The 12,691-nt window shown below is 64.2% G+C and carries 11 protein-coding genes; 5 read left to right on the top strand and 6 right to left on the bottom strand.

All coding sequences use genetic code 11. The features are described from left to right. The 3 genes from RTP54_RS22150 to dnaG form a co-directional block, all read right to left on the bottom strand. Nucleotides 1–532, bottom strand: a 532-nt coding sequence (locus tag RTP54_RS22150; protein WP_312365798.1) for an aminotransferase class I/II-fold pyridoxal phosphate-dependent enzyme, incomplete at its 3' end; no start/stop codon positions are given. Nucleotides 533–853: 321 nt separating this feature from the next. Then, nucleotides 854–2,719, bottom strand: a complete 1,866-nt coding sequence (gene recQ / locus RTP54_RS22145; protein ID WP_312365797.1) for a DNA helicase RecQ — start codon at nt 2,717–2,719, stop codon at nt 854–856. Nucleotides 2,720–2,861: 142 nt separating this feature from the next. Further along, nucleotides 2,862–4,853, bottom strand: coding sequence for a DNA primase (dnaG, locus tag RTP54_RS22140; RefSeq protein ID WP_112815399.1), 1,992 nt, complete (start codon nt 4,851–4,853; stop codon nt 2,862–2,864). A gap of 237 nt (nt 4,854–5,090) precedes the next feature. Here dnaG and RTP54_RS22135 point away from each other — a divergent pair, with 237 nt between their 5' ends. Further along, nucleotides 5,091–6,008 carry a hypothetical protein gene (locus tag RTP54_RS22135; RefSeq protein WP_312365796.1) on the top strand — a complete coding sequence of 306 codons (918 nt, stop codon included), beginning with the start codon at nt 5,091–5,093 and terminating at the stop codon, nt 6,006–6,008. Here RTP54_RS22135 and RTP54_RS22130 read toward each other — a convergent pair. Continuing rightward, nucleotides 5,989–6,438 carry a GatB/YqeY domain-containing protein gene (locus RTP54_RS22130; protein WP_112812216.1) on the bottom strand — a complete coding sequence of 150 codons (450 nt, stop codon included), beginning with the start codon at nt 6,436–6,438 and terminating at the stop codon, nt 5,989–5,991. The two genes, RTP54_RS22135 and RTP54_RS22130, sit on opposite strands and share 20 nt — an antisense overlap. Before the next feature lie 327 nt (nt 6,439–6,765). On the opposite strand from RTP54_RS22130, the gene carA reads away from it, so the two are divergent. Further along, nucleotides 6,766–7,971 carry a glutamine-hydrolyzing carbamoyl-phosphate synthase small subunit gene (gene carA / locus RTP54_RS22125; protein WP_112815398.1) on the top strand — a complete coding sequence of 402 codons (1,206 nt, stop codon included), beginning with the start codon at nt 6,766–6,768 and terminating at the stop codon, nt 7,969–7,971. Nucleotides 7,972–8,179: 208 nt separating this feature from the next. On the opposite strand, the gene RTP54_RS22120 is transcribed toward carA, so the two are convergent. Next, the gene (locus tag RTP54_RS22120) at nt 8,180–9,070 is read right to left on the bottom strand and encodes a LysR substrate-binding domain-containing protein (protein WP_312365795.1); all 891 of its coding nucleotides are present in this window, start codon (nt 9,068–9,070) and stop codon (nt 8,180–8,182) included. Between the two features lie 115 nt (nt 9,071–9,185). On the opposite strand from RTP54_RS22120, the gene RTP54_RS22115 reads away from it, so the two are divergent. The 3 genes from RTP54_RS22115 to RTP54_RS22105 all read left to right on the top strand — a co-directional run bounded on the left by RTP54_RS22115 (nt 9,186) and on the right by RTP54_RS22105 (nt 11,334). After that, nucleotides 9,186–9,947 carry an SDR family oxidoreductase gene (locus tag RTP54_RS22115; protein WP_312365794.1) on the top strand — a complete coding sequence of 254 codons (762 nt, stop codon included), beginning with the start codon at nt 9,186–9,188 and terminating at the stop codon, nt 9,945–9,947. Nucleotides 9,948–9,966: 19 nt separating this feature from the next. Continuing rightward, nucleotides 9,967–10,839, top strand: a complete 873-nt coding sequence (locus RTP54_RS22110) for an NAD(P)-binding domain-containing protein (RefSeq protein WP_312365793.1) — start codon at nt 9,967–9,969, stop codon at nt 10,837–10,839. Nucleotides 10,840–11,028: 189 nt separating this feature from the next. Beyond that, the gene (locus RTP54_RS22105) at nt 11,029–11,334 is read left to right on the top strand and encodes a helix-turn-helix transcriptional regulator (RefSeq protein WP_112812212.1); all 306 of its coding nucleotides are present in this window, start codon (nt 11,029–11,031) and stop codon (nt 11,332–11,334) included. Between the two features lie 138 nt (nt 11,335–11,472). On the opposite strand, the gene RTP54_RS22100 is transcribed toward RTP54_RS22105, so the two are convergent. Beyond that, complete coding sequence (locus RTP54_RS22100) at nt 11,473–12,675, bottom strand: pyridoxal phosphate-dependent aminotransferase (protein ID WP_312365792.1); 1,203 nt, start codon at nt 12,673–12,675, stop codon at nt 11,473–11,475. Between the last annotated feature and the right edge of the window lie 16 nt (nt 12,676–12,691).

Here is a 12,691-nt window from a genome sequence, read left to right as displayed (position 1 = left end):
TGGCAATCAGCTTGAAGCGGCTGCCTTCGGCCTTCTTCAGCTCTTCCTCCAGCGCTGCCATGTCGTTGTTGGCATAGCGGAAGCGCCTGGCCTTCGACAGCCGCACGCCGTCGATGATCGAGGCATGGTTGAGGGCGTCGGAGATGATCGCATCCTCTTCGCCGAGCAGCGTCTCGAACAGGCCGCCATTGGCATCGAAACAGGAGGAATAGAGGATCGTGTCCTCAAGGCCGAGGAACGACGAGATGCGCGCCTCCAGCTGCTTGTGTTCTTCCTGGGTGCCACAGATGAAGCGCACCGAGGCCATGCCGTAACCGTACCGATCAAGCGCCGCCTTCCCGGCTTCCGCCAGCTCCGCATTGTCGGCAAGGCCGAGATAGTTGTTGGCGCAGAAGTTCAACACCCGCTCGCCCGAGGCAACCTCGATCTCGCCCGCCTGCTTCGAGACGATCACCCGCTCGGACTTGTAAAGCCCCGCCGATTTGAGGCCGTCGAGCTCGGAGCGAAGATGGGAGAGAAAAGCTGATGTCATGGCTGGCCGCTTTCACCGTGAAGAGGACATTTCGTGCCAGACGAGTACCACGCCAGCTTTCCCGTTGCAGCAAAATCCAGCGATTTGAGGGGTTCGGGCGGCGTTCAACAGGGAAAACGACAGGGCATTGCATGATGGGCCCGCTCGCTCGACATTTTATGTCGCGTCCTCGTCCGCGCCGGAAAGATTGCTTCGGGGAAGTTGCGCATACGTGTGCGGACGACGAGGCTGGAACGGTGTGTCCACATGAGCGCCACCTATCGCGCCGCCGACGCGGCGCGATAGACTGAACGCTTGCCATGCCTGCGCTTTGGCGCGCCCTTAGCCTTCCAGATACCCGTCGATGACAGCCAGGAACGCCTCGCCGTAGCGTTCGCGCTTGCTTTCGCCGATGCCGGGGATATCGAGCAATTCGTCGAAACCGCGGGGGCGCTCCTTGGCGAGCGCGATCAGGGTGGCGTCCGGGAAGACGACATAGGGCGGGACGTTCAGGTCCTTGGCGATGGTGAAGCGTTCGGCGCGCAACAGTTCGAACAGCTCGAGATCCGAACCGGCGAGATCCGCGCGCTCGCGCTGGCTGCCGGATTTGGCCTGCCGTGCGGCCTTGCCGGTCTGCGGACGGTCCTTGCGAAACAGCACCTGGCGCTCGCGCTTGAATACGGCGCGCGCCTCCGGCTCGAGCTTGATCGCGCCGAAGGCCGTGTGATCGACGCTGACGAGACCGGCGGCCAGCAATTGCCGAAACACCGATTGCCATGTCCGGGCCGGCAGATCCTTGCCGGCGCCGAAGACCGGGATATCGACGTGGCCGAAGCGCTCGGTCTTTTCGTTGATCGTGCCCATCAGCACGTCGACGACATGGCCGGTGCCGAAGCGTTCGCCGGTGCGGTAGACGGCGGCGAGCGCCTTGATCGCGGCCTCGGTTCCGTCCCAGGTTTCGACCGGCTTCAGGCAGGTGTCGCAATGGCCACAGCGGCCGGGATGCGCCTCGCCGAAATGCGCGAGAATCGCCTGGCGGCGGCAGCCCGCCGTTTCGCAGATCGCCAGCAGCGCGTTGAGCTTGCCGCGCTCGATGCGCTTGATGTCGTCGGCGGCCCCGCCCTCATCGATCATCCGGCGGCGCTGCAACACGTCGGCCATGCCATAGGCCATCCAGACCTCGGACGGCTGGCCGTCGCGGCCGGCACGGCCGGTCTCCTGGTAATAGGCCTCGACCGACCCCGGCAGATCGAGATGGGCGACATAGCGCACGTCAGGCTTGTCGATGCCCATGCCGAAGGCGACGGTCGCGACCAGGCAGAGACTTTCCTCCTTGAGGAACGCGTCCTGGTTGGCGTCGCGCAGCGTCCGGTCCATGCCGGCGTGATAGGGCAGCGCGCGGATCCCCTGCCCGTTCAACCACTCGGCCGTATCCTCGACCTTGGCGCGCGACAGACAGTAAACAATACCGGAGGAGCCGCGAAAGCGCGTGAGGAAACGCAGCAGCTGCTGGCGCGGCTGGTCGCGCTCGACGATTTCATAGGCGATATTGGGACGGTCGAAGCTGGTGGTGAAGACTTCGGCGCCCTGCAACGACAGACGCTCGATGATGTCTTCACGGGTATGCGGGTCGGCCGTCGCCGTCAGCGCGATGCGCGGCACGCCGGGGTAGCGCTCGGCGAGAAGACCGAGCGTGCGGTATTCCGGCCGGAAATCATGGCCCCATTGCGACACGCAATGGGCCTCGTCGATGGCAAAAAGCGCGATGCGGGCATTGCCGATGAGGTCGGCGAAACCATCGGTGACGATGCGCTCAGGCGTGACGTAGAGCAGGTCGAGCGTACCGTCGGCGATCTGCCGGCGCACGGCTATGGCCTCCTCACGCGTCAGCGATGAGTTCAGCGCCGCAGCATTGACGCCGAGCTGCTTCAGGGCCTCCACCTGGTCGCGCATCAGGGCGATCAGCGGCGAGACGACGACGCCGAGGCCAGCGCGGCAAAGAGCCGGGATCTGGAAGCACAGCGACTTGCCGGCACCGGTCGGAAACAGAACGACGGCGTCACCGCCAGCGGCCACATGCTCGACCACTTCCTGCTGCCGGCCGCGGAAAGCCGAATAGCCATAGACGCGCTTCAGCACATCGAGCGGATTGCCAACACCTTCGGTCTCGAACAGGCGCGCGGCGGAGGAAGTCTGTGTGTGCTGCATGGAATCGCTTTCGTCGGGCGCCCAGTATGGGGTTTGGGCGGGGCGGATGCAAACTGACGGGCCGAAACCGTAGGGCCGTCCTCTATCCCGCAGGCGTGTAAAGGTGCCGGCAGGCGGATGGCCGGGGTATCGAGCGACAGGACTACCGGGCCGCCGGCCCCTTCACCCGTCCCGAAAGCACGCCGAATCCTTCGATGATCGCTTCCTGGTTTTCAAGCCGCGTCACTTCGAGCTGGACTTCCTGCAAGGTGCGCAGAAGCTGCGGCACGGCTTCGAGGTCTGCCTCCTCCGTTGCATGCGCCAGTTCGCGCTCGAGCTCGCGGCGCTGCCAGTGCAGTGCCTTGGAGCGCTGGTGCAGCGCCAGCGCCTGCAGGTAGCCCTCGCGGGCATCCTCAGGCGCTGCAGCCGCCGTCGCCGTCCAAAGGCGTGCATAGCGGATTTGCTGGTCGATCGCCGCAATCAGCGGGGCAAAGCCCTCGGCATCCAGCTGCTCCACCAGCCCCTCGCGCGTCAGGCGCGGGCCGTTGGCCGCAGCGGCATTCAGCACCGTCGCCCAGCAACGCTGCAGATCGCGATGGTCGAACTCGATCGTCGAGATCTCGTCATACTCGTCAAACAGCAACTGCGGGTGATTGACGATGGTGAGCGCCAGTACGCTTTCGCGCAGCGACGGCACCGCCTGCTGGCCGCTGACGAGCGACGAGCGCGCCAGCCGATCAGAGATAGCCGTCGGGCCTGACGTGTTCTGCTGCTGACGCCCGCCGGGGCCACCTCGCTGGCCGCCGCCCTGGCGATTGCCACGCTCGAACTGGCGCCGCTCACCGCCGCGGCCGGGGCTTGCCGCCTGCAGGAAGGCATGCAGCCGGTCGCGCATGTCCTGACCATAGTGACGCCGGACGCTTTCGTCGGCGATGACGGCGGTCACCTGCTTGAGTTTCGCTTCGAGCTCGGCGCGCTTTTCCGGCGTGTCGAACGAGCTGCCCTGGATTTCCCGCAGCCACACCATCTCGGCAAGCGAGCGGGCATTGGCCAGCACCTGGTCGAACGGTGCCCGCCCCTCCTGGCGCACGAGATCGTCGGGGTCCTTGCCGTCGGGCAGCATGGCGAACCGCACCGAGCGGCCGGGCTTCAGATGCGGCAGCGCCAGATCGACGCCGCGGTTGGCGGCGCGGATGCCGGCACCGTCGCCGTCAAAGCACAGCACGGGCTGCGACGTCATCTTCCACAGGAGGTCGAGCTGGTTTTCGGTGAGCGCGGTGCCAAGCGGGGCAACGGCATTCTCGACGCCGGCCTGATGCAGCGCGATCACGTCCATATAGCCTTCGACCGCAATGATGGTCGCCGCAGCATCCACCCCGGCCATCGCCCGCCGCGCCCGGGCAAAGTTGTAGAGCACGTTGCCCTTGTGGAAGAGCTCGGTCTCGTTGGAATTGAGATACTTCGCCGGCGCATCGGGCGACATGGCGCGACCGCCGAAAGCAATCACCTTTTCGCGCGACGACAGGATCGGAAACATGATGCGGTCGCGGAAACGGTCGTAGGAGACAGGCACATCGGGCCCATGCACCACCAGGCCGCAGGCCTCGATCTGGTCCTTGGCGATCCCCTTGCCGGCCAGAAACTCCTTCAGCGCATTGCGGCTGTCGGGCGCAAAACCCAGTCGAAAGGTCTCGATCGTGCGGCCGGTCAGCCCGCGTTCGCGCAGATAGGCGCGCGCCTTGGCGCCATTGGCCTGCTGCAGCTGGTCCTCGAAGTACTGCGTCGCCAGCTCCATCACGTCGAGCAGGCTGGTGCGTTCCTTCTCGCGTCTCTCGGCCTGCGGGTCGGGCTGCGGCATCGCAACGCCGGCCATGTCGGCGATCTGTTGCACCGCCTCCGGGAAGCTCAGGCCTTCCAGATCGGTCAGAAACCGAAAATGATCACCGGTGACGCCGCAGCCGAAGCAATGGTAGCGGCCCTTGCGGTCCTCGCAGTGGAAGCTCGGGGACTTCTCGCCGTGGAACGGGCAGCAGGCCCAGTAGTCGCCGCGCGAGACATTGGTCTTGCGCCGATCCCAGGTGACGCGTTTGGCGATCACGTCCGAAATCGGCACGCGGTCGCGTATCTCGTCAAGAAAGGTCTGTGAAAAGCGCATGGATACCCCTGGTCGATCTTCCATATAGGCGGGCAGAACGCCGGACGCCACAGCGCAAGGCAACCGTGCCCGCAATTCACAGGCTCCGGCCACCGCTATCTCTGCCCAGGCTTGACCGAGCGGGCCCGACGTCACACGCCAGACGCGAATGCACGCTTTGATGCTGACCGTCCGTCGATCTTGACTCTGATCGGATGCGATAGGATGAATTCGCCTCCTGCCCTCGGATCCCGCATCATGGCCATCTCCGTCGAAGCACTTGCATCCAACGCCGGGTTCTTCAACGCCGTGCTCAGCTATGCGCGCGGAATGGTGGCGATGTATGGCGCAAACCCGCGGCTCGCTTCGATCTTCGCCTCGCAGCAGCGCTGGCTGATGGCGCAGTCGGGCCTTGCCCTCTACCACGAGCGCAACCCGCAGGATCCGGCAAGCGGCCTCTATTCCGGCCGGTTCATCGACTATATCGTCGCAAACGAGATCGCCAGCCGCAACACGGCCGCCTCCTTCACCCAGGAGATGGTCGCCTATCGGTTCGCCCGGCATATCGCCGATCGGCCGGACAAACGGGCGCGACCGCTGGAGCCGACCGAGGCGGCGCTCGACTATGTCTGGAAATGGCTGCAGGCCCATCTGACTATACTGGACGCACTCGACGGCGGCGCAAGAGCGGTTGCGCTCGAGCAGGCGCCTGATGTCTTTGCCAGGCTGCAGCCGGCAATCGCCCATGCGCTCGTCGGCAACGAACGGGTACGCCGCCCGGGTCCGACCTTCGATCTCTTCACCTGGGTCAATTCCGGCGGCGTCGTCATGGACGACCTCTTTTCGCGCATCGCCGCGTTCGATCCGGACGCGCCGCGCACGGAAATCGGTGCCGTGTCATCGAGCGATCTCAGCGATCGCTTCATGATCTCCAAGACGCATCTGAAGCGCATCTTCGGCAAGGCCGCGGAATTGGGAAGCATGGGGTGGGAAGGCGCGCCGGGCCGTGGCAGCCTCTGGCTGTCGCGGGACTTCATCCGCGAATATTGGGACTATCAGGCAGAGAAATTCGCGCTGATCGACCTTGCCTGTGAAAGGCACTGCGGCACCGCCCGTGCCGCAACGGCGCCCGCTGCAGATGAGCGGGCGCTGTCGTTTACTTCAGCAGGTCCTTGACCAGGCCCGAGGCCTTGGCGAAGTCCATCTGGCCGGGATAGCGCTCCTTGAGCGCATTCATGCACTTGCCCATGTCGCGAAGCCCATGTGCGCCGGTTTCCTGGATGACGGAGGCGCAGAGTTCACGCACCTTGTCTTCCGACAGCTGTGCCGGCAGGAACTGGTTGATGATGGCGACTTCCTGGCGCTCCTGCTCGGCAAGCTCCGGCCGGCCGCCCTGATCGAACATGCGCGCGGATTCCTCGCGCTGCTTGATCATCTTGGAGAGGATCTGCAGGATCTCTTCATCCCCGACCGGGTCCTTGCCAAGACCACGGTTGGCGATATCACGGTCCTTGATCGCGGCCTGGATCAGTCGCACGGTCGAGGTGCGCCGCGTATCCTTGGCCTTCAGGGCTTCTTTCAGTACCTCAGCGAACTGGTCGCGCATGTCTTTACTCCATGTCGAAGCCGGCCCGCGGTGCTCATGCCCGGAACCGGTTCGATGCGTCAATGTTGTCGTCGTCTTAAACCAGTGTGGCAGGTGCAATCAAACGGATTACACAACCGCTTGAATTATAAGGAATTTTATTTCCGGACAATTCACAGCGGCCGGTTGACCGGGCTTTGCGCTTTGGCTATTTTCCCGCACCTGCACGACATCGGCATGTGAGCACTTTTCGCGGGGATTCCGCGCGTCCATGCCTGAGCACATGAAATGGCGATCAGCCGCCGGGCTTTCAAGCCCCGCGCTCCACGCCGCAACGGGATAGGAACGATGACCGCGACACCCGCATGGACCACTGAAAAACCCACCGCATTGCTCGTTCTGGCCGACGGTACCGTCATCGAGGGCAAGGGCATCGGCGCAACCGGCAAGGTGCAGGCGGAAGTCTGCTTCAACACGGCGCTCACCGGCTACCAGGAAATCCTGACGGACCCTTCCTATCTGAGCCAGATCGTCACCTTCACCTTCCCGCACATCGGCAACATCGGCGCCAATGACGAGGACATCGAAGACCTGACGCCGGCAGCACGCCACGGCGCGGTCGGCGTCATCTTCAAGGCCGACATCACCGATCCCTCGAACTACCGCTCCGTCAAGCACCTGGATGCCTGGCTGAAGGCCCGCGGCATCATCGGCCTCTGCGGCATCGACACCCGGGCGCTCACCGCCTGGATCCGCGAAAACGGCATGCCCAACGCCGTCATCGCCCACGACCCCTCCGGCGTCTTCGACATCGAGACGCTGAAGGCGGAAGCCAAGGCCTGGAGCGGGCTCGAAGGCCTCGACCTTGCCAAGGTCGCAACCTCCGGCCAGTCGTCGCAGTGGAGCGAGAAGCCCTGGGTGTGGGACGAAGGCTATTCCACGCTCGGCGAGACCGAGGCTGCCTATCACGTCGTCGCCCTCGACTACGGCGTCAAGCGCAACATCCTGCGCCTCTTCACCGGCCTCAATGCCCGCGTCACCGTGATGCCGGCAACGACGAGCGCCGAAGAGGTGCTTGCCCAGAAGCCGGACGGCATCTTCCTCTCGAACGGCCCGGGCGACCCGGCGGCAACCGGCAAGTATGCCGTGCCGGTCATCCAGGACCTGTTGAAGAGCGACATTCCGGTGTTCGGCATCTGCCTCGGCCACCAGATGCTGGCGCTGGCGCTCGGCGGCAAGACCGAGAAGATGCACCAGGGCCACCATGGCGCCAACCACCCGGTCAAGGATCACACGACAGGCAAGGTCGAAATCGTCTCGATGAACCACGGCTTCGCGGTCGATTCGAAGTCGCTGCCGGAAGGCGTTGAAGAGACTCACATTTCGCTGTTCGACGGCACCAATTGCGGCCTTCGCGTCGCCGGCAAGCCGGTGTTTTCGGTACAGCACCACCCGGAAGCCTCGCCAGGCCCGCAGGACAGCCATTACCTCTTCCGCCGGTTCATGAACCTGGTACGCGAGAAGAAGGGCGAACCGGCACTCGCAGAGCGCTGAGCGACCGACCGAGACAAGCTTTAAAGGCCCGCCACGTGCGGGCCTTTTGCATGAAGCGAGCCGTTGGCATGCCGAAAAAGCGTGAAGCCCGTTCAGTCCACTCTCATTCCGGCCTTGTGCCGGCGGCAACCGGGCTAATCGTGTCGGCCGTCTCGGGGTCTGTCTCGAACGGGACTGTTCGAGCAGGCGCCTGCACTGCCGCCCAACCTCACCCTTCCGGCACATGCGCGACAATAAAGTCGACCACGGCGCGCACCGATGGCAACTGCCCACGCCGGTGCGGCATCAACAGCGTCGTCGTCACGCTGCCCGCTTCCCAATCCGCAAGCACGCGCATCAGCCTGCCCGCCTCGATTTCCGCCCGGCAGATCTTGCGCGGCAGCGCGGTGATACCGAGACCTGACACGGCGGCCGACAGCAGCACATCGGATTCGTCGGCCACGAAGCGCGGCATGGGGCGAACCCGGACGACCACGCCTGCTTCGTTGCGCATCGTCCATCCCTCCGCAGTCAGGGAGGCGAGCAGTCCGTCATGACGGGAAAGCTCGCTCGGATCGCGCGGATGTCCGCTGGTTTCCAGATAGGCGGGTGACGCCACCAAGAGGATCGCATCCGTTGCCACCCGTCGCTGAACCATGCCGGAATCTGGCAGCGGCGCGAAGTGGTCGCGCACGGCAATGTCGAACCCCTCCTGCACCACATCGACGAAACGGTCGGTCGCGTGCAGCATCACTCGCATCTTCGGATAGGCCTGCGCCAGCGGCGGCAACAGCCCTGCCAGCATCATCTGCGCCGTCGGCACCGAGGCCGTGATCCTGACGGTGCCACTCGGCTCGGCAAGCCGCCCCTTGACGACCGCCTCGGCTGCCTCAGCCTCGATCAGCATCGCCGCGGCGTGCCGATAAAAATCCTCGCCGATCTCGGTCACGGTGAAGCGGCGCGAGGTACGGTTGATCAGCCGCACGCCGAGCGTTCGTTCCAGTTCGGCCACGCGCTTGCTCAGGGTCGATTTCGGCACGTTCAGCGCCCGTGCCGCTGGCGCGAACCCCTTGTGATCGACCACATGGGCAAAGACGATGAAGTCGTTGAGATTGCGCATCGCAGGCTCCATTGTCTACAAATGTGGACGATAGATCCACATTTGCCTATCTTACGCAATATCGTCCACGAAATTATCTCTTACCTATCGAAACCGAACATCGAAGGAAGAGACAATGGGTATCTATCAGGACAGGAAAGCGGTCGTCATCGGCGGCACGCACGGCATGGGCCTTGCCACAGTCGAGCGGCTCGTCGACGGCGGTGCCGAGGTGCTGTTGACCGGCAACAACGAGTCCAACCTCGCCCGGATCCAGCAGCGCTTCGGACCGCGCGTCCACGCGGTAAGGTCCGACATCTCCGACCTGGGTAAGATCGCCGTGCTCGGCGCGACGGTCGGGCAGAAGCTCGGCTCGATCGACCTCCTGCACGTCAATGCCGGCACGTCACTGCTGGAACCCTTCGATCAGGTGACGGAGGCTTCCTACGACCGCCAGTTCACCATCAACACCAAGGGCGCCTTCTTCACCGTCCAGCGGCTGGCGCCGCTGATCCGCGACGGCGGCTCGATCGTCTTCACCTCGTCCGTCGCCGACGTCGGCGGCCACCCGGGCATGGCGGTCTATAGCGGCAGCAAGGCGGCGCTGATCTCGTTTGCCTCCGTCTTTGCCGCCGAGCTTCTGCCGCGCGGCATCAGGGTCAACTCGGTCAGCCCCGGCTTCATCGACACACCGACGAAGGGCGTGGCCGGCGTTACCGATGCGGAGCGCGCCGAATTCAAGGCGCTCGGCGACGCCATAACGCCGATGGGCCGCAACGGTACGGCCGACGAAGTGGCGCGCGCCGTGCTGTTCCTCGCCTTCGATGCCACTTTCACGACCGGCGCTCGCCTGACCGTCGATGGCGGTCTCGGCCAGCAATTGTCGCCTGCAGCCTGAAACGGAGGGGAGAAGCGCTATGTCCAAAGCAAAGTCCATTTCCGTCATCGGCCTCGGCGCCATGGGTACGACGCTCGCCGGCGCCCTTATCGACACGGGCAACACCGTCACCGTCTGGAACCGTACCCCGGCGCGCGCTGACGCGCTTGCAGCCCGCGGCGCCAGTCGGGCAGAAACGGTTACTGAAGCCATCGCGGCAAGCGACGTCGTCATCCTGTGCCTCACCGACTACCCCGCAGTCGATGCGACGCTTGCAGACCTCGGTGCGGCGATCGCCGGCAAGACAATCGTCAATCTCACCAATGGTCGTCCGGACGAGGTCCGGGCGATCGCCGCCCGGCTTGGCGAACAGGGCGCGCGCTATCTCGACGGCGGCATCATGGCGACGCCACCGATGATCGGCACGCCGCACGCCTTCATTCTCTATAGCGGCGATCGCGCGGCATTCGAGGATGCCGAGGCGCTGTTGGCCACCTTCGGCCAGAGCCATTATCTCGGCGAGGATCCCGTTCTTGCTGCCGTCAGCGACCTTGCATTGCTGTCGGCGATGTACGGCCTCTTCGGCGGCTATCTGCACGCAACGGCACTCGCCGGCAGCGTCGGCTTTACCGCGAAACAGTTCCTTCCCCTGGTCGAGCCGTGGCTTGCCGCGATGATGACGGCGCTGCCCGACTATGCAGAGCGGATCGACAGCGGCGAGCACGCCCGAGACGTGATGTCGAACCTTCAGATGCAATCGGTGGCGATCGGCAACATCGTCGCCGCAAGCCGCAGCCAGGGCATCGACCCGGCGTTCATGGAGCCGATCGAACGGCTGGCGAAAAAACGTCTCGCCGCCGGCTTCGGCAACGATGAGGCCTCCGGCATCATCGAGGCCATGCGCGGGAAATAGGGGGCGCTGCGTGCCCCGGCCGCACCATCGGGTTGCCCGTTCGCCGAGGCGGGCCCTCGCCACCTTGCCGCGCGCAAAACCTCGCGCAAATGGCACGACAACGGCCCGCGGTCGAAACGCCGCGGGCCGCCTGCTGGTGGTTGACCCGGTGCCGGCCTTCACGCATCCTCGTTGCAACTGGAGGCGACGATGATCACAGGTTCACAGTGCCGGGCCGCCCGGGCGCTCATTGAAATTTCGCGCGAGATGCTGGCGACGTTCTCGGGCGTCGACGAAGACACGATCCAGAAATTCGAACGCAAGCTGGAGAAGCCGTCGGACGCGGTCATCCAGTCGCTAACACATGCGCTGGAAAATGCCGGCGCCATGTTTCTGCCAGAAGGCGAGCGTGGCATTGGCGTCTGCCTGAAGTTCACCCGTTCGGAGGCTCGCCGCCTCTCCATCCTCGAAAGCGAGGGCGGCGTCGTGGGCGACGACGAGGTTCCGGGCGCCTGAACCAAGGGCAAATCGAAACTGATTTCAACGCCTTAACCGGCGGGATTGAATCAATTTGACCGCTTGTTGAATCGGTTTGCCAACAAAAAAGCCCGCCGTTTCCGGCGGGCTTTTTCATCAGATGCAATGCCTTGAAGCTTACTTGCAGGCTGCGCAGAAGCGCTGGATGCGACGGCAGGCTTCCTCGAGCTGCGCTTCCGACGTCGCATAGGAGATGCGGAAGTTCGGGCCGAGACCGAAGGCCGAACCGTGCACGACGGCAACGCCTTCGGATTCGAGCAGCTCCGAAACGAAGTCTTCGTCGGTCTCGATGACCTTGCCCGATGGCGCGGTCTTGCCGATCAGGCCGGCGCAGGACGGGTAGACGTAGAATGCGCCTTCCGGCGTCGGGCATGCGATGCCCTTGGCCTGGTTCAACATCGACACCACGAGATCGCGGCGACCTTCGAAGATCTTCTTGTTCTCGGGGATGAAGTCCTGCGTGCCGTTGAGCGCCTCGACGGCGGCCCACTGGGCGATCGACGTCGCACCCGAAGTCTGCTGGCCCTGGATCATGTCCATGGCCTTGATGAGCTGAAGCGGGCCGGCCGCATAGCCGATGCGCCAGCCGGTCATGGCATAGGCCTTGGAGACGCCGTTCATGGTCAGCGTGCGATCGTAGAGGCCGGGCTCGACCTCGACCGGGGTGGCGAACTTGAAGTCGCCATAGGTCAGGTGTTCGTACATGTCGTCCGTCAGGATCCAGACATGCGGGTGCTTCATCAGAACGTCGGTCAGCGCCTTCAGCTCGGCATGGCTATAGGCAGCGCCCGACGGGTTGGACGGCGAGTTGAAGATGAACCACTTCGTCTTCGGCGTGATCGCCTTGTCGAGGTCGGCGGGCTGGAGCTTGAAGTTGTTTTCCTGCGTCGTCGCAACGGTCACCGGTGTGCCGCCGCACAGCGCCACCATCTCCGGGTAGGAAACCCAGTAAGGCGCCGGGATGACCACTTCATCGCCCGCGTTGAGCGTCGCCATGAAGGCGTTGAAAAGAATCTGCTTTCCGCCGGTGCCGACGATCGTCTGGGCGGCGGTGTAGTCGAGGTTGTTCTCGCGCTTGAACTTCTTGGCGATCGCTTCGCGCAGTTCCGGAATGCCCGAAACCGGCGTGTACTTCGTCTCGCCGCGGTTGATCGCGTCGATCGCCGCCTTCTTGATATTGTCCGGCGTGTCGAAATCCGGCTCACCTGCGCCAAGGCCGATCACGTCGCGTCCCTTCGCTTTCAGCTCGCGGGCTTTCTGCGAAACGGCGATGGTGGCGGAAGGCTTTACACGGGAAAGAGCATCGGCAAGGAAGGCCATGATGAAAGGTCCTGAT

This window comes from Ensifer sp. (assembly GCF_031989085.1).
GTDB lineage: Bacteria > Pseudomonadota > Alphaproteobacteria > Rhizobiales > Rhizobiaceae > Ensifer.
The sequence above is the reverse complement of the archived record's forward strand: the minus strand, read 5'-3'. Positions and strand labels throughout refer to the sequence as shown.

What these genes read in the sequence shown, in the direction of transcription:
- RTP54_RS22100 (WP_312365792.1), bottom strand. Translation starts at nt 12,675, where the DNA reads ATGGCCTTCCTTGCCGATGCTCTTTCCCGTGTAAAGCCTTCCGCCACC.
- carA (WP_112815398.1), top strand. Translation starts at nt 6,766, where the DNA reads ATGACCGCGACACCCGCATGGACCACTGAAAAACCCACCGCATTGCTC.
- RTP54_RS22135 (WP_312365796.1), top strand. Translation starts at nt 5,091, where the DNA reads ATGGCCATCTCCGTCGAAGCACTTGCATCCAACGCCGGGTTCTTCAAC.
- recQ (WP_312365797.1), bottom strand. Translation starts at nt 2,719, where the DNA reads ATGCAGCACACACAGACTTCCTCCGCCGCGCGCCTGTTCGAGACCGAA.
- RTP54_RS22115 (WP_312365794.1), top strand. Translation starts at nt 9,186, where the DNA reads ATGGGTATCTATCAGGACAGGAAAGCGGTCGTCATCGGCGGCACGCAC.
- dnaG (WP_112815399.1), bottom strand. Translation starts at nt 4,853, where the DNA reads ATGCGCTTTTCACAGACCTTTCTTGACGAGATACGCGACCGCGTGCCG.
- RTP54_RS22130 (WP_112812216.1), bottom strand. Translation starts at nt 6,438, where the DNA reads ATGCGCGACCAGTTCGCTGAGGTACTGAAAGAAGCCCTGAAGGCCAAG.
- RTP54_RS22105 (WP_112812212.1), top strand. Translation starts at nt 11,029, where the DNA reads ATGATCACAGGTTCACAGTGCCGGGCCGCCCGGGCGCTCATTGAAATT.
- RTP54_RS22110 (WP_312365793.1), top strand. Translation starts at nt 9,967, where the DNA reads ATGTCCAAAGCAAAGTCCATTTCCGTCATCGGCCTCGGCGCCATGGGT.
- RTP54_RS22120 (WP_312365795.1), bottom strand. Translation starts at nt 9,070, where the DNA reads ATGCGCAATCTCAACGACTTCATCGTCTTTGCCCATGTGGTCGATCAC.